This is a genomic window from Archangium violaceum, from assembly GCF_016887565.1.
Classification (GTDB): Bacteria; Myxococcota; Myxococcia; order Myxococcales; family Myxococcaceae; genus Archangium; species Archangium violaceum_B.
On the sequence record NZ_CP069396.1, the window covers coordinates 2,184,427 to 2,201,194 of the forward strand.

At 68.0% G+C, this 16,768-nt stretch carries 11 protein-coding genes; 8 read left to right on the top strand and 3 right to left on the bottom strand.

What is annotated here, in order from left to right:
* Positions 1-165 precede the first annotated feature (165 nt).
* Positions 166-2,403: a PhoX family protein gene (locus tag JRI60_RS09190; protein ID WP_204225467.1), complete on the top strand. Its 2,238-nt coding sequence runs from the start codon at positions 166-168 to the stop codon at positions 2,401-2,403.
* Between the two features lie 42 nt (positions 2,404-2,445).
* On the opposite strand, the gene JRI60_RS09195 is transcribed toward JRI60_RS09190, so the two are convergent.
* Positions 2,446-3,132, bottom strand: a complete 687-nt coding sequence (locus JRI60_RS09195; RefSeq protein ID WP_204225468.1) for an SDR family oxidoreductase — start codon at positions 3,130-3,132, stop codon at positions 2,446-2,448.
* 135 nt (positions 3,133-3,267) lie between these two features.
* On the bottom strand, positions 3,268-3,627 hold the full coding sequence (locus tag JRI60_RS09200) for a hypothetical protein (protein ID WP_204225469.1): 360 nt from the start codon (positions 3,625-3,627) through the stop codon (positions 3,268-3,270).
* 398 nt (positions 3,628-4,025) lie between these two features.
* On the opposite strand from JRI60_RS09200, the gene JRI60_RS09205 reads away from it, so the two are divergent.
* The 6 genes from JRI60_RS09205 to JRI60_RS09230 all read left to right on the top strand — a co-directional run bounded on the left by JRI60_RS09205 (position 4,026) and on the right by JRI60_RS09230 (position 13,060).
* Positions 4,026-4,574, top strand: coding sequence for a YceI family protein (locus tag JRI60_RS09205; protein ID WP_204225470.1), 549 nt, complete (start codon positions 4,026-4,028; stop codon positions 4,572-4,574).
* A 72-nt stretch (positions 4,575-4,646) separates the two neighbouring features.
* The gene (locus tag JRI60_RS09210; RefSeq protein WP_204225471.1) at positions 4,647-5,672 is read left to right on the top strand and encodes a pirin family protein; all 1,026 of its coding nucleotides are present in this window, start codon (positions 4,647-4,649) and stop codon (positions 5,670-5,672) included.
* An 84-nt stretch (positions 5,673-5,756) separates the two neighbouring features.
* Complete coding sequence (locus JRI60_RS09215) at positions 5,757-7,343, top strand: hypothetical protein (RefSeq protein WP_204225472.1); 1,587 nt, start codon at positions 5,757-5,759, stop codon at positions 7,341-7,343.
* A complete protein-coding gene (locus JRI60_RS09220; protein ID WP_204225473.1) occupies positions 7,340-7,867 on the top strand; it encodes an SCO family protein in 528 nt (175 codons plus the stop codon). Before JRI60_RS09215 ends, JRI60_RS09220 begins: the two co-directional genes overlap by 4 nt.
* Positions 7,868-7,917: 50 nt before the next feature.
* Positions 7,918-8,382, top strand: coding sequence for a hypothetical protein (locus JRI60_RS09225; protein WP_204225474.1), 465 nt, complete (start codon positions 7,918-7,920; stop codon positions 8,380-8,382).
* 16 nt (positions 8,383-8,398) lie between these two features.
* Entirely contained in the window at positions 8,399-13,060 is a 4,662-nt protein-coding gene (locus tag JRI60_RS09230; RefSeq protein ID WP_204225475.1) for a HEAT repeat domain-containing protein, read from the top strand.
* Here JRI60_RS09230 and JRI60_RS09235 read toward each other — a convergent pair.
* Positions 13,057-14,967 carry an amidohydrolase gene (locus JRI60_RS09235; RefSeq protein ID WP_239470430.1) on the bottom strand — a complete coding sequence of 637 codons (1,911 nt, stop codon included), beginning with the start codon at positions 14,965-14,967 and terminating at the stop codon, positions 13,057-13,059. The two genes, JRI60_RS09230 and JRI60_RS09235, sit on opposite strands and share 4 nt — an antisense overlap.
* Before the next feature lie 156 nt (positions 14,968-15,123).
* Here JRI60_RS09235 and JRI60_RS09240 point away from each other — a divergent pair, with 156 nt between their 5' ends.
* Positions 15,124-16,761, top strand: coding sequence for a sigma-54-dependent Fis family transcriptional regulator (locus JRI60_RS09240; protein WP_204225476.1), 1,638 nt, complete (start codon positions 15,124-15,126; stop codon positions 16,759-16,761).
* Positions 16,762-16,768: the final 7 nt, after the last annotated feature.

The following is a 16,768-nucleotide window of genomic DNA, read 5'->3' on the forward strand; positions in this document are numbered from 1 at the left end:
GGGCCGGGAGGCACCTCCGAGGCCACCGAGGGCAAACTTCTTCCCTGGTGGGGAAGGCGCATCGCCACTGTTGCCGTGCCGTGGCACGGGTGTAACACAAGCCCTCTGTGTGCCTGTCTATCCTCCGCGCCGGTTTCTTCACCCCAGACCGTATTCGAGGACGACGTGGACGAGCGCGCAGACATTTCCAAGCGGGGCCAGGATCCGGATGACATTGATTGCAACGACTCGGGCAACCCGACCTTCGACTCGGTGTTGCACGCCCGCCTGAGCCGTCGTTCCATCCTGCGCGGCGGCATGGGCACCGCGGCCCTGGCCCTCTTTGGTGGACTGCCGCTGGCGGCCTGCGGGGATGGCGGTGAGGGTGACGGTAACGGTAATGGTGGTGACGGCGGCCCGCGTGAAACCCTGCTGGCCTTCAGCGCGGTGGCGAAGAGCCTGAGCGACACCGTGACCGTGCCCCCGGGCTACACCGCCTCGGTGCTGTACCGCCTGGGCGATCCGATCGCCGCGGGCGTCGCGGCCTACAAGAACGACGGCACGGATGGCGACTACGAGAAGCGTGCTGGCGACCACCACGACGGCATGGAGTACTTCGGACTGAACGCGGCCGGGACGGCACGAGATCCGAACGGCTCCGAGCGCGGCCTGCTCGCGATGAACCACGAGGCCACGTCCGACGAGGGCGGTCGCGTCATCTTCATGCACCCCGCCGGGGGCAGCCCGATCAATGCCCGCGTCGCCGCCGAGGTGGACAAGGAAGTCGCCGCGCATGGCATCTCCATCGTGGAGGTGCGCAAGGTCAATGGCCGGTTCCAGTACGTGCAGGACTCGGCCTACAACCGCCGCATCACGCCGCTCACCCCGGTGGAGCTCTCCGGCCCCGCGCGCGGCAGCGCGCTGCTGCGGACCCGGTACTCGAACAGTGGCGCCACCACGCGCGGCACCATCAACAACTGCGGCACCGGCTACACGCCTTGGGGCACGCTGCTCTCCGGTGAGGAGAACTGGGCCAATTACTTCGCCCGTGGCGCCAGCGATGACGCGGCACGCGGTGACAAGAGTGTCGCGTCCCTGCGCCGCTACGGCAAGAACCAGGGTTCGACGGGCCGCCACGGCTGGGAGACCGCCGGTGCCGACGACAGGTACGCCCGCTGGAACATCAGCCAGCTCGGCGCGACCGCGCTCGATGACTACCGCAACGAGATGAACACCTACGGCTACATCGTCGAGGTGGATCCCTACGGCAACGACACGCCGGTGAAGAAGCGCACGGCCCTCGGCCGCTTCGCGCATGAGAGCGCCGCGTTCTCGAAGCTCGTGGCCGGTAAGCCGTTCGCGGTCTACATGGGGGACGACTCGCGCGGCGAGTACATGTACAAGTTCGTCACCCAGGCCAGCTGGGACGCAGCCGATGCCAACGCCACCAACCGCATCGCCATCGGCGACAAGTATCTCGACAACGGCAAGCTCTACGTCGCCAGGTTCAACCCGGATGGCACCGGTGCGTGGATTGAGCTGAACATCGCCGACACACGGATTGCCACGTATGCCGGCTACTCCTTCGCCGACCAGGTGGACGTGCTGGTGAACGCCCGCCTCGCGGCGGATGCCGTCGGTGCGACCAAGATGGACCGCCCCGAGTGGTGCGCCACGCATCCCACCACCGGCGAGGTCTATTTCACCCTCACCAACAACAGCAACCGCAAGGTCGACGCGACGGGCTCGTCACAGATGGCGGTCGACCCGGCCAACCCGCGCGCCTACGGCGACTCGTACAAGGGCGGGGCGGTCAGCGCTCCGGGCAACATCAACGGCCACATCATCCGTATCCGGGAGAACGGCGGCGAGGCGACCGCCAACGCCTTCGCCTGGGACGTGTACCTCTTCGGGTCGGAGGCGGACGCCGATGGCGCCCGCATCAACCTGTCGGGCCTCACGGCCGACCAGGACTTCTCCAGCCCCGACGGCCTGTGGTTCAGCAAGGCCACCGGCATCTGCTGGATCCAGACCGACGACGGCGCCTACACCGATGTGACCAACTGCATGATGCTCGCGGCGCTGCCGGGTCAGGTCGGCGATGGAGGCAAGACCACGCTGACCTACACGAAGGCCGATAGCTCCACGCTCAACGTCGACACCTTCATGGGCAAGAAGCCCACGGCCGATACGCTGAAGCGCTTCCTGGTGGGGCCGGTCAGCTGCGAGATCACCGGCTGCGCGGAGACGCCGGACGGCAAGGCGCTCTTCGTCAACGTGCAGCACCCGGGGGAGAACACCCCTCTGGCTGACGCCGCCAACCCGGCCCGGTACACCAGCCACTGGCCGGATGGCGGCACGGCGCGTCCGCGTTCGTCCACCCTGGTGATCACGAAGGACGACGGCGGCCGGATCGGCTCCTGAGTCCTGGGCGCGAGCGTCCCGGGAGGGCCGGGACGCTCGCCTTCACCAGGCGATGCGCTCGCCCCGGAAGCCGAAGAAGCTTCCGCTGTCCTGGAGGGTGAGTCGGTCGATGAGGCCGAGCAGGCCAGCGACCGACTCGGACACGGGCGTCGGTGCATCCTCGCCGCCCATGTCGGTCCGCACCCAGCCCGGGCTGAGCACCACGGCGATGATGCCCTCGTCCCGCAGGTCCTGGGCCAGCGAGCGCGACGCCATGTTCAGCGCCGCCTTGGACATGCGGTAGCCATAGGCACCGCCCGAGGTGTTGTCGTCGATGGAGCCCAGCCCCGAGCTCATGTTGGCGATCTTCGCGCCCCGGGAGCGACGGAGCATCGGCAGCAGCGCGTGGGTGACCCGCAGCGGGCCGAGCGCGTTCACCTGGAAGGTCCGCGCCGCGCCGTCCAGATCCAGCTCCTCGAGCCCGTCCGGCCTGTTCCTCATGCCGGCGTTGTTGATGAGCAGGTCCACGGGCTCGGTCACCGAGGCCGCGAACGCGCGCACGCTCGTCTCGAGCGCCACGTCGCAGGGGTTGATCCGGAGCCGGCCGCCGGAAGGCTCCACGAGCGCGGTGAGCTCGGGTGCTTGCTCGGGTGTTCGGACTCCCGCGTGAACGGAGTCGCCTCGGGCGAGATACTGGCGCACGAGCTCGAGACCGATGCCGCGGTTGGCTCCCGTGATGACGATCTTCATGGCGGCGAGCCTACTTCAAGGGCGAGGGAGCGTGACCCACCTTTTCCCAACGCGAAGAGGCCCACCCTCATCCTGAAGGTGGGCCCTCCGCTCATTCACCGAGCCCATCCGTTCCAGGAGGGCTGGCTGTTTGTATTACTTGGTGCAGAGGGCGCTGTTGGTGAAGCTCGGCGAGTAGCACGTCCAGCACGAGGAATTGCACGTCGTGCTGGTGCGGGTCCAACCCGACGGACACGTCGAACCGCAGGGATTGATCGAGCCGCTGGTGGGGATCGGATTGCAGACGACCTGGTTGGGGCTGGCGGCGCAGCTACCGCAGGTCGCGCTGCAGTTCTGTCCAGCCACGTAATAACCGCTGGGACACGACAGGCCACACTGGACCAGCGCGGACTCGTGCGTGGCCAGGGTCTCCGTCTGAACTTCCGCCTGGTCCATCTCCGTACCACCACAGCCCACGGCCAGCGTCACCAGGACCAGCTTCAGCAGGTTCTTCATATCGCCTCTGTTTGTCAGGGATTTGCTTCGGCTCCTCGCGCGAAGCGGCGCCATATTACGAACAATCGCTGTCCGGACAAGCAAAAAGACGGAAAGTCGGAACGTCTGACGTGAAATTGATGGGATTGATGAGGGGAATGTCTGCTCATTCAGTCTGTCTATCGAATGCCCGTCGGACTGGAATGTCCACCGCGACGATTCTCGCTCGTGTGACTCGAATCACGCCTCCTCGTCACGCCACCTCGCCTGTCCAAAGTCCTCCCCCCTCGCGAACCAGAACTGTTCCGCCCATGGAACAGTCCTTCTCGTTTGGCCCATCTAATCAAGAAAGGGGGGCACGGTTACCTTTCTTCTCGTCGGACACACGAAGCGAACCCGAAAGAAGAGGAACGACGCACATGGCCACCACGACCTGGAACATCGACACCACCCACTCCGGCATCCACTTCTCCATCCGTCACATGGTCGTCGCGAAGGTGCGCGGCGCCTTCAAGGCGTTCAGCGGCACGGTGCAGCTCGACGAGCAGGCGCCCGCCAGCTCGTCCGTCTCGGTCCGCATCGAGGTGGCGAGCATCGACACCGGCGTGGAGCAGCGCGACAACCACCTCAGGAGCCCGGACTTCTTCGACGTGGCGAAGTTTCCCGCCATCACCTTCCAGAGCACGAAGGTGGAGAAGGCCTCCGGTAACAACCTCCGCGTGACGGGCAACCTCACCATCCGCGACGTCACCCGCGAGGTGGTGCTCGACGTGGAGCAGCTCGGTACCGGCAAGGACCCCTGGGGCCAGCTCCGTGTGGCGTTCGAGGCGAAGACCTCCGTGGACCGCCGCGACTTCGGCCTGACGTGGAACCAGGCGCTCGAGGCCGGCGGCGTGCTGGTGGGCGAGAAGGTCGAGATCTCCCTCGAGGTCCAGGCGGTGCAGGCACAGGCCGCCAAGGTGGCTTGAAGTCCCCTGGACGCCCCCGAATCCAGAGGGGGCGTGCCGCATCATACGAAGCCCGTTAGAACAGGAACCGCCATGAAGAGCCCCATCCTCCAGACCCTGCCACTCGGCTCACCTCCCTGGGTGACCGCGGACCCGTTCCTGTTCTGCGTGCATCACGACGACCAGTACCCGGCCGGCAACGACCACATGGGGCCAGAGGCCTCGCTGGACGGCCGGAACATCGGCCAGGACTTCGAGGGCAAGGACGGCTGGCGCATGTACCACGGTGAGCAGGTGCCGGGCTTCCCCGGGCACCCGCACCGTGGCTTCGAGACGGTGACGCTGGTGCGCAACGGGCTCATCGACCACTCGGACTCGCTCGGCGCCACCGCGCGCTTCGGCCACGGTGACGTGCAGTGGCTGACCGCGGGGGCGGGCATCGTGCACTCGGAGATGTTCCCCTTGGTGAAGAAGGGAGAGCCCAACCCGACCGAGCTGTTCCAGATCTGGCTGAACCTCCCGGCCGAGGACAAGCACGCGCCGCCGCACTTCTCGATGCTCTGGAGCCAGGACATCCCTCGCCTCACGTTCACCGACGCGGCGGGCCGGCGTACCGAGGTGACGGTGGCCGCAGGGGAGCTCGACGGCCGACGCGCGCCGCCGCCCCCGCCCCGCTCGTGGGCCTCGCGTCCGGACACCGACGTGGCCATCTGGACCATCCGCCTGGAACCGGGTGCGACGTGGACGCTCCCGCCCGCGAAGAACCCGCGGGCCAACCGCACGCTCTACTTCTTCGCGGGTGACGCGCTGAAGGTCGCGGACCATGCCTTCCGTGAGCACCAGATCCTGGCCGTTCAGAGCGACGCCGCGTTGCGGCTGGAGTCCCTGGGGGGCGCGGTCGAGGTGTTGATGCTGCAGGGGCGCCCCATCGGGCAGCCCGTCGTGCAGTACGGCCCCTTCGTGATGAACACCCGCGCGGAGATCCAGCAGGCCTTCAACGACTACCAGCGCACGCGCTTCGGTGGCTGGCCGTTCCAGAAGGACGACCCGGTGCATGCGCGCGAGGAGGGCCGGTTCGCGCGGCACGCGGACGGACGCATCGAGCGGCCGTCCCGCTGAGGCCCCGCGTCTGACGTCGACATCCATGTTGTTCCGCGTGCCTCGATCGGCGAAGGATCCGAGACGAGACACGCGGAGGACGTGATGACGACGAGCGACGGTCGCCCCGGAGTGGTTGCTGGAGTGGATGCGAGACAGCTGTCCTACTTGCGTCACTTCGACAACCTCTCCCGGCGTCAGCGCAATGACTGGTCGTTCATGACCGGGCGCACGCCGAACCAGATGGACTTCGGCGGCTACCGATTCCAGCTGGCCTATGCGGCCTATGCGCTAGCGCTGACGCACGTCCATCGGCTGCCAGCGGCGCCGGGAGCCTTCCGGCCGATCTTCCAGCGGTTGATCGCCAAGATTCTCGAGCCCGAGGTCTGGATGTACTGGCGCGACTCGAGCAAGGCCGGCGGCATCTGGAACCCGCACATCCAGGGTCTCCCCGAGCAGTGGGATCCGGTGGCGCGCGACAACATCATGTACAGCGCCTACGTCCAGTCGATGGCCCTGATGTACAACGTGCTCTTCGACGACGCGCGCTACGCCGAGCCCGGCTCGCTGACCCTCGAGTATTTCACGCCGTTCTGGGGTGATGGCGGCTCGCCGGGCGGCCTCGACCGGAAGTTCGAGTACGACCAGTTCTCGCTGAACGAGAACCTGTACTGGCAGATGGTCCAGAACGGCTACCTGGGGATCGCCTGCGAGCCGAACTGCGTCTTCCAGATCTGCAACCAGCCGGCGATCATCGGCTTCCGGATGCACGATCTGCTGACGGGCGGGTCGACCGCGGATGAGGTGAGCCGAGGCTACCGGCAGGCCTGGGAGCAGTTCGGCGGATCCGTCGCCGCCAACGGGCACCTGTACCTCTACGCGGCCTCGGACACGAGGACGCCCATCCCCAACGCGGGCGTGATGCCGTGGGGCGACGCCTGGTACGGCACGCTGGCGAACACCTGGAATGGTCAGTTCGTGGAGGAGTACTACCGGACCGTGATTGGCAAGCACCTGCTCGAAGGACCGGATGGCACGCTGTCGGTCAGACCCCCGAAGCCCCGGACGTTCGGCACACGGCCGATCGAGAACGACAGCTGCGACTTCGGTTGGCTGACGGTCTGGGCGTCCGAGATGGGTGACACCGCGACCCTCGAGGGGCTGCTCCGTCACGCGGAGCGCCACATGCGGCCCACGATGCACGAGGGTGGCCGCTTCTTTCCTCGCCACGACGCGGTCACTGACGCGGAGGGGAACTACACGTGCGTCGAGCCCCTGACCGGCAACGTCCTCCTGGCGTACGCGAGCCTGAACGTGCCGCACGGGCTGCGCCGGCTCTATGAGCGGCCCTGGGCATCGGGCCACTTCGCCGAGCCGAACCTCGCGCTCGTGGGCGACGCCGTCGAGGTGCACCGGGCGTACTACGACGGCGAGCGAGCGACGCTGCACTTCACGGCCGGTGTCCGGAGTGATCGCACGGGAGACCCCGTCATCAGCCTGGCCAACATCTGGGGCCGGGGGGCGTGGGAGCTGCGGCGGGACGGCCGGACTGTCGCCACCGGTGACGGGCAGGACGTGCACGAGGGGAGGGGAGTGGACGTGCGGCGCCGGGAGCAGCATCTCGACCTGCACCTGGCGCGGTCCGAGGCCGGCACCGGCTACACGCTGTCCTGGTCGGGAGGTGTCCGATGAGCGCCGTCAGAGCCGGCTCGGGACTTCCGGTGGGGGGGGCGTTCGCCCTCGTCGATCATGACGGGCGACCGGTCACGAACGAGACCTTCCACGGGGCGTACGCCCTGGTGTTCTTCGGTTTCACCCACTGCCGTGTCGTCTGCCCTCGCGCGCTGGGACGCCTCTCCAGGGTGCTCGAGCTGCTCGGCCCCGAGGCCACGCGGGTGCGGCCCCTGTACATCACGGTCGACCCGGACCGTGACAGCCCGGCGGTCATGAAGGCGTACCTCGCGAGCAGGCCGGGATTCCTCGGGCTGACCGGCAGCCACGAGCAGATCGACGCGGCCAAGGCGGCCTTCCGGGTCTTCGCCCGGCGACGGGACGATCCCCAGGAGCCCGATGGCTACGCCGTGCCTCACACCGCCATCACCTACGTGCTCGACCCGAACGGTGTCTGCGTCGACCACTTCACCGACGCGCTCGGCGCGGAAGAGGTCGCCGAGCGCCTGCGGGCGCTCATGGCCGGAGGAGCGTTCCAGGCATGAGGGCGCCGGTGAGCCCCAATGCGCGCACCGATCTCTCCTATACTTCCCGCATGAGCCCGCCGACTTCGATCCTCGTGGACGATTCGCTCTGGCCGTTGCTGCGGGTGACGTTCCCGTGCGCGATCACGAATCAGCAACAGGCGGAGTTGCTGGAGCGCATCCTGTCCTATCTGCGACGCGGGGAGCGGCACGTTTGTCTGCTGGACACGCGCCAGCTCCGGTCGCTGACCACCGAGCAGCGCGAACAGCTGGGGATCTACCTGAGACAGCATGCGGACCTGATGCGTCAGGGCTCGATGGGCATCGTGACACTCATCAACTCTCCAGCCCTGGCGCTGGTGGTCCGGGTCCTCATCCACCGCATCAAGCCCTCGGTCGTGCCGTACTCCGTCCTGGCGTCGTGGCCAGCGGCGGTGTCGTGGGCGGCGGACCGGCTGGAGGGAAATGGTCTGCGCGAGCACGCCCAGCGGGTACGGCAATGCCTCATCTCGTCCGCGGATGGAGCGACGGGCTGAGCTAGAGTTGCCGCCCATGAACGCGCCTGCGCTGGGTGAGTTGGAAGCACGCTACCTCGACTCGGTGAGGGCCTCGTTCGAGCGCCTCTCCTTCCAGGGCCTCTCCCAGACGGGCTCGACGATGAGCCTGCCGCTCGAGCAGGTCTATGTCGACTTGAAGATCGTGGCAGAGGTGCCCGACACCGCGGATGACCTCAGCGCCGCCGAGCGGCGGCTCCTCCACGAGGCCGAGCAGCGCGGCTCGCTGGAGGCGGAGCAGGAGCGGGAGCTGGACGGCTTGCGCCACCAGCGCTGGATGCGGGCAGCTGGCGACGAGGAGCCACACCTTCGACGCCTGAGCCTGGAAGTCCTTGGGACCCAGGCGGAGCAGCCCGCCCTGATCCTCCTGGGAGATCCGGGCTCGGGAAAGACCACCCTGCTCCACGTCCTGGCCCTGCGGGCGCTGCGCCCCGGCCCCCAGCAGCGCCTGCCCATCTTCGTGCCGCTCGCCGCGTATGACGACTACCTGCGGCACACGCACGAGCCCCTGCCGCTCGAGCGCTTCCTCTCCCTCTACCACGCACGCTGGCGGGGCCTGCCCGGGCTGGAGCCGCTCTTCCAGCGCGCCCTGGAGGAAGGCCGCGCGCTCGTCCTACTCGATGGCCTGGACGAGGTGCTGGACCTGGAGACGCGACGGTTCGTGGCCCGGCAGGTGCGCGACCTGTTGCTCGCGTGGGCGGGGCGGGGCAACCGCTTCGTGCTCACCAGCCGCTTCATCGGCTACCGCGAGGTGCGTCTGCCAGACGAGGTGCCCCACTTCATGGTGTTGGACTTCGGGCCGGAAGAGCGCGAGCGCTTCGCCCATCAATGGTGCGAGGCCTATGAGGTGTGGGCGGCGGGCGGCCAACGCTCGGACGAGGTCTTGCACGAGGCGCGGCGGCAGGAGCAGCTCCTGCTGGCGGACATGAACGGCAATCCGAGCGTGGCGCGTCTGGCGTCCAATCCCCTGTTGCTGACGCTCCTGGCGCTCCTGCGGCGTCAGGCGGGGTCCCTGCCGGTGAGGCGGATCGAACTCTACGAGCGCTACGTGCGCACGCTGCTGGACCACTGGGAGCACAGCCGGAGCGAGGGCGCGCGCCGACTCGCGCTCGAGCGGCTGGAGCCCGAGGGATTGCAGCACCACCTGATGGAGCTGGCGCTATGGCTGCAAAGGCACCGGCCCAGCGGGACGGCACGCCGGGCGGACCTGCGGCGGGCACTGGCGGAACAGGCCCTGCGCCGGAAGGGGCAGGAGCCCCAGCACGCCACGGCCGCACAGTGGGAAGAATCCGAGCGGCGAGCGGACCGCGTTCTGCAAGAGGTCAAGGACATCGCCGGCCTGTTGGGGGAGCGGGGCCAGGACGCCTACGGCTTCCTGCACCTCACCTTCCAGGAGTACTTCGTGGGGCTGGCGCTCGCGCGCGAACCGGCCGAGGGGCGATGGGAGCTGCTGCGGCCCCATCTGCATGATCCGCGCTGGCGGGAGCCCCTCCTCATGTGCGCGGCACAGCTCGGGAGCATCGAGCAGCGGGAAGAAGAGCTCACCGACCTGGTGCGCCGAATCCTGGAGGCGCGCAGCGAGCACGAGGACGTGCTGCACCGGGATGTGTTCCTGGCGGCGGCGGCGGGCGCGGAGGATGTCACCCGCTGCGAACGTGTCCTGGGCGGACTGGTGGCCCGGCTCGAGGCGCTCCGAGGGGGGCGCATTCCGGCGATCCGGCAACAGGCACTCGCAAGGATGGCTCACCTGGTGCGCCAGGGATACGGGCCCGCCGAGGAGCGATTCATCCTGTGGCTGCGGGAGCGGGCCCACCTCGAGGAGACCCTCGCGGCTCTGGAGGGAAATCTCAACGAGTCGGCCTCGGCCGGGCTGCGTGAGGTATTGCTCGCCCGGCTCCATGATGGAGACGAGCCTGGGTACAGTCGTGTGCGCCTTGCCATCACCGGGCTCCTGGGAGCCCTGGTGGGCAGCGATGCACGGGTACGTGAAGCCTTGCCCGCTCGGGCTGGCGATGAGCCTCCCCGGATTGTTTATGATCTCGAGAAGGCTCGCGACGCCCTCCTCGCCCGGTTCAACGAGGAGTACTCCTCATTGCGGTGGGTGATGGATGGAGTGCTGAAGGAAATCGTGGGCGAGGACCAGGCGTTGCGTGAGGCCCTCCTCGTCCGATTCATGGAGGACACCACCCTCCAGAGGGCGGTGGTCAGCTCGGTGGCCGCCGTGGCGAAGTACGACGGGGAGGTGGTGCATTGTCCCTTCTGGAAGCAACCTGGCGACGAGGAGCACGAGCGCCGCTCGGACGCCGCCAGGCCGCTGCTCGACGTGGAGCGCGACGGACGGGAGTGCTACGGGTTCCCGGAGCTGCAAGAACACCATTCGTTGGAGATCATCAATCCCATCGTTCAGGCGCTGGGAACCCTGGTGGGCCGCGATGAGAAGCTGCGCCACGCGCTCCTGTCCGCGCTCGGCGACGAGGAACTCCAGGTGCGGGAGTTGGCCGTCGGAGTGCTTCGCGGCTGGGTGGGTCGCGATGAACGGGTTCGCGACGCCTTCCTCGCCCGGCTCGGTCACGACGAGTTCAAGGAGCACCTGGAGGTCATCATCCACACGCTCGGCGCCGTGGCGAGCCGTGACGAGAAGGTCCACCACGTCCTACGGGCCCAACTCGGCGGTGAGGATGCCAGACGACGACGGGAGATCGCCCAGGTGCTCGGACCCTGGGCAGGCCATGACGAGGAGGTGCGCGGGACCCTCCTGGCCTGGCTCGATGACGAGGATGAAGAGGTGCGCAAGTCCGCCGCCGACGCGCTGAGCGCGTGGGTGGGCGGCGATGAGGAAGTGCGCGACGCGTTCCTGGCCCGGCTCGACAGAGAGCCGAGCAAGTGGAGCGCGGCGCGAAACAGCATGTTCGAAGGGCTCGCGCCACTGGTGGGGAGTGATGAGAAGGTGCGCTACGCCTTCCTGGCCTCGTGGGACGCTCGATATTCCCGCTTCATGGGCGTCCGGGAATTGGGGGCCGTGGCGGACCGCGATGAAAACGTGCGCAACACCCTCCTGGCCCGGCTCGGCGACGAGAGCCCGGGCATGAGGAAGGCGGCCGCCAGCGCACTGCTGGCCGTGGCGGACCGGGATGCGAAGGTTCGCGCCCTGATCGTCCGGCTCGGCGGCGAGCGCTTCGACATGAAGCAGATGGCCGCCGAGGCGTTGGGCTCCGTCGTGAACCCCGAGGATGAGGTGTGCCATGCCCTCCTCGGGCTGCTCGACAACCCTCACATGGAGCTTTACTTCCCCGACACCCTGAGACACGCGGCGGACAGCCATGAAGAGACGCGTCACATGCTCCTCGCCCGGCTCGGTGATCCAAACAGGATGGTGCGGGAGAAGGCCGTCAGCGCGCTGAGCACCGCCATGGTCCGCCATGACGAAGTGCGCCGCGCCTTCCTGGGCCTGCTCGACGATCCAGAGCGTCATGTTCGGGATTCGGTGGTCGGGCGGCTGCTTGCCCTCGTGAGCAGCCACGAGGACGTGCGTCGCACCTTCCTGGCCCGGCTCCGCGATGGGAATTCCGAGCAGCGAGCCGGCATGGTCCGGGTACTGGGGGCTCTCGCGGGCCATGATGAGGAGGTGCGTGACGTCCTCCTCGCCAGGCTCGATGATGGGGAGCCCTCCGTGCGGCGAACCGCCGCCCAGGTGCTGGCAGCCCTCGTGCACCGGGATGAAGGGGTGCGCCGTGCCCTCCTCTCCCGGTTCCGTGAAAAGGACTTTCACGGAATGGGACTGGACTTCATCTCCTCCCTGGGCGCCGTCGCGGACCGCGAGCCGGAGGTGCGCAATGCCTTCCTGGCCATGCTCGGCGATGGGGACGTCAAGCTGCGCAGGACGGTCGCCGAAGCCCTGGGCGCCTCGGCGAGCAGTCACCCCGAGGTGCGCCGCGCCCTCCTCGCGAGGCTGGACGATGAAACGTGGACCCTGCGCGCCACGGTCATGAAGGCGCTCCTCGCGCATTCACCCGATGCGCTCGATACGGAGCGCTGGCTCCTGCCATGGTTGGGAGCCGTCACTCTTTCGATTGGCGACAAGAATTACGACTACCACGACAGTGAGCTCGTCAAGGAGGTTCGTCGCGCCGTCGCGCGGCGCGTGGCGACGCTCGCCCTCCAGGATGAACACCTGGTGGAACGTCTGGTAGAGATGTCTCGACACCCCGAGTGGCGCATCCGCGAGGGCGCGGCGATGGCCCTGCTGGCCATGCCCGGGGGACCGCCACCGCGTGCCAGGGCCAGCTTGCGCGGACTGCTGAAGGACTTCCGGGATGAGGGCAACTGGTCCGAACGTCTGATCGTGATCGAGGCCCTGTTGAACGTGCGGGATCGGAAGACGAGCCAGATGGCCATCGACCGTGCGATGAACGCGCTCGAGCATGGCACCCAACCCTGGTACGACGGCGCCTCCACGGGGCCGGTGCGCGCGGAGGCCGCGCGGATCCTCGGGCGGCTGGAACCCATCTATCGGGATGAGCGGGTGCTTCAGCGACTGCTGCGGCTGCTGCGGGAGGACGATCAGGAAGGAACGCGTGAGGCGGCCTACCACGCCGTGATGCGGCTCATCGCGGCGCCCGTCGAGTCCACCCAGGCGCCGCCACCCCCCGCTCTCGGCTAGCGGCTGGTCGAGCCAGGCGCGTAGCCGCCGAAGAGCGCCACGGGTGACCAGGTGGGCTCGACGGGCGTGGGGGCGGGCGCGAGCGAGGCGAAGTCGCCAGCCGCGAACACCACCTGCCCCCCCACCACCGTGAGCACGGACTCGAGCGATTTGATCTTCTCTTCTGGAACGGACAGGTAATCGGCGGAGAGGACCGCCAGGTCCGCGTACCTGCCCGGCTCGAGCGTGCCTTTCTGCTTCTCCTCGCCGGAGAACCACGCGCTTCCCACGGTCGCGAGCCGGAGCGCCGTCACCCTGTCCAGCCGCATCTCGGGCTGGTTCAGCTCCGTGCCACCGAGCGTCCTGCCGGACACGAGCCAATAGAGTGACAGCCAGAGGTTGTGGCTGGACACGCGGGTGGCATCCGTCCCGAGCCCCACGGGTATCCCCAGCTCCAACATCCGCTTCACGGGCGGCGCGTGCGCGGCCAACTCCTTTCCATACCGGTTGATGAAGTGCTCGCCCTGGAAGGCCATCCGGTCCTGCACCGCGATGCCTCCACCCAGCCTGGCCACGCGCTCGAGGTTGCGCTCGGAGATGGTCTCCGCGTGGTCGATGATGAAGCGCAGACCCTCCATCCCCCGGGTCGTCTTCACCCGCTCGATGACATCGAGGATGCGGGAGATGGACTCGTCATAGGTGGCGTGGATGCGGAAGGGCCAGCCCTTCTCCGCGAAGAGGGTCAGGATCTCCTCCAGCTTCGGCTCCATTCCCTCGTGAAGCTCCGGCCTCGGCTCGAGGAAGTTCTCGAAGTCGGCCGCCTCCCAGAGCACGTTCTCGCCGGCCCCTCCCACCTGGTAGCCATTGGGGCGCAGCAGGTCACCGTTCTTCCCCGGCCGGGTCATCGTCGTCCACTGCTTGTAGTCCTCCAGCTCCTGGCCCCGCTTCTGCGCGAAGAGGTAGTAGGCGATCCGGAGCGTCAGCTCGCCGCGCCGGGCCAGCTCCGTGCCGACCGCGTAGTCGCCCGGGAAGTTCTGCCCGCCGCCTCCCGCGTCGATGGTGCTCGTCACGCCCAGGCGGTTCAGCTCGCGCATGAACTGCCGTGTCGAGTTCACCTGCTCCTCGGGTGAGAGCTTCGGCAGGCGCCCCAGGGTCGAGTAGAGAATCAGCGCATCCGGCTTCGCGACCAGCAGGCCCGTTGGCTCTCCCCGCGCGTCTCGTTCGATGATCCCGCCGGACGGGTTCGGCGTGTCCTTCGTGATTCCGAGCACCCGGAGGGCCTCCTTGTTCAAGAGCGCCTTCCCGTACAGGTACAGCACGAACACCGGCGTCTTCGGCGCGGCCGCGTTCAGCTCGGCGATCGTCGGCATGCGGCGCTCGGCGAACTGGAACTCCGACCAACCGCCCACCACCCGGACCCATTGCCCCTCGGGCGTCCGCTCCGCCTGACGACGGACCCGCTCCAGGGCCTCGGCGAGGCTCGGGACGCCGTCCCACCGCAGCTCCAGGTTGTAGTTGAGGCCACCGCGGATGACGTGGATATGCGAGTCGTTCAACCCGGGGATGACCGTGCGTCCGCCCAGGTCGACCACCTTCGTCCCACTCGCGCGATACCGCTGGACCTCCGCCTCGTCACCGACCGCCAGGATGTTCCCTTCCCGGATGGCCACCGCCGACACGATGCGGTTCCCGGCATCCAGGGTGACGACCTTGCCGTTGTGCAGGATGAGGTCCGCGCCTGCTTCGTTCCGCGGAGTGGGGGTGGCGTGCGTGCACGCACCGATGAGGCCGGCCGTCAGGGCCAGGGCGCCGAGTCGATTCTTGAGCCAGTGCATGTCGATTCTCCAGAAGAGGTGGGCGCGGAAGCGGTGGTCGCTCTCGGAGGGGGGGATGCCGAGGAACAGACCACCGCTCCGCGCCCGAATCATCGATGACTTGCTGGTGCTACTTATCAAGAGGGATGCCAATTCCTTCGTTCTCCCAAGCCCTTGAAATCACGGCGTTGGTTGTTTCCCTTCTTGCATGAAGGGTCCCAGAATGGCATTCCAACAGTGCCATTTTGGTATGACTGGGAGAGAGCACCCATGCGGCTGGAAGACCTGGACCTGAGGGAGCTTCTCCAATTCGAACCGCGGGGAGGCATCCTCCGCTTCGCCGGCCAACGGGCCGTGCTCCTGGACGCGGTGGCCCTGGGGCTCCTTCGCCAGCAGCTCATCGACACCCTCGGACACGCGGGGGCTCGCGCCGTGCTCACCCGCTTCGGCTATGCCCTCGGCCGGCGCACCGCCGAGACGTTGAAGGACGCCTTCCCGTGGGACTCCGAGGAGGACTGGCGACGCGCCGGGGGGCGCTTCCACCGTCTTCAGGGCCTGGTCCTCTTCGAGCCCGTCAGGCGCGAGCATCCCTCGGCGGACACCCCCTTCGCCGAGGCCCTCTGGAACGAGTCATTCGAGGCCGAGCAGCATCTGCTGCACATCGGGCGCTCCGAGGAGCCGGTGTGCTGGACGCTGTGCGGCTTCGCGAGCGGGTACTTGAGTTACGGCCATGGCCGCCCCATCTACTGCCTCGAGGAGCGGTGCCGCGGGAAGGGAGATGCCACCTGCGTCATGGTGGGCCGGCCCCAGGAGGAGTGGGGCGAGGAGGCCGCCAGTCAGCTGGGCTACTACGAGAAGGACTGCCTGGACGAGGCGCTCGGTCGTGTCACCCAGGCCCTGAAGTCCACCGAGCGAACGCTCAAGGCGAAGCGGCGGGAGCTCGCCCGGGCGGAGGCGGAGGACGACTCGAAGGGCATCCTCGGAAGGAGCCCGGCCATGCTGCGGGTGAGAGATCTCGCCGAGCGCGTGGCCCAGGTGGATTCGACCATCCTCATCACCGGCGAGAGTGGCGTGGGCAAGGAGGTGCTGGCCCGCTTCATCCACGAGCAGTCGGCTCGAGCGGCGGGCCCGTTCGTGGCCATCAACTGCGGGGCCGTGCCCGAGAGCCTGCTCGAGAGCGAGCTCTTCGGCCACGTGCGAGGGGCCTTCACCGGCGCGACCCAGGACAGGATGGGTCTCTTCGAGGCCGCCCAGGGAGGCACGCTCTTCCTGGACGAGCTCGGGGAGGTGCCCCTGTCGATGCAGGTGAAGATCCTTCGTGCGCTCCAGCAGCGGGAGATCCGCCGCGTCGGTGAGAACACGAACCGGTCCGTGGAGGTGAGGGTGTTGGCGGCCACGAACCGGGATCTGGCCGCAGACATCCAGACGGGCCGCTTCCGGCAGGACCTCTACTACCGGCTGCGCGTGGTGGAGATCCGCATCCCTCCGCTCCGGGAGCGCCGGGACGACATCCTCGCGCTCGCGCGCCTGTTCCTCGTGCGCTCCGCCTCGCGGCTCAAGAGGAAGGTGTCCGGGCTCACCCCCGAGGCCGCGAACCAGCTCCTGCGCTACCACTGGCCGGGCAACGTGAGGGAGCTCGAGAACACCATCGAGCGCGCCGTCGTGTTGACGCGGGGAAGCAGCATCGAGCCCCAGGACCTGCCCGATGAGATCCGCGGGGCGGTCACGCCCGTCTACACGCCGGGCAACCTCCGCTCGCTCGAGGAGGTCGAGCGGGACTACATCCTCGCCGTGCTCGACGCCGTGGGAGGCAACAAGCTGAAGGCCGCCGAGACGCTGAAGATCGGCACCTCCACCCTCTTCCGGAAGCTGAAGCAGTATCAGGGCGCCTCGGGCTCGACGGGGTAGGCCGGCC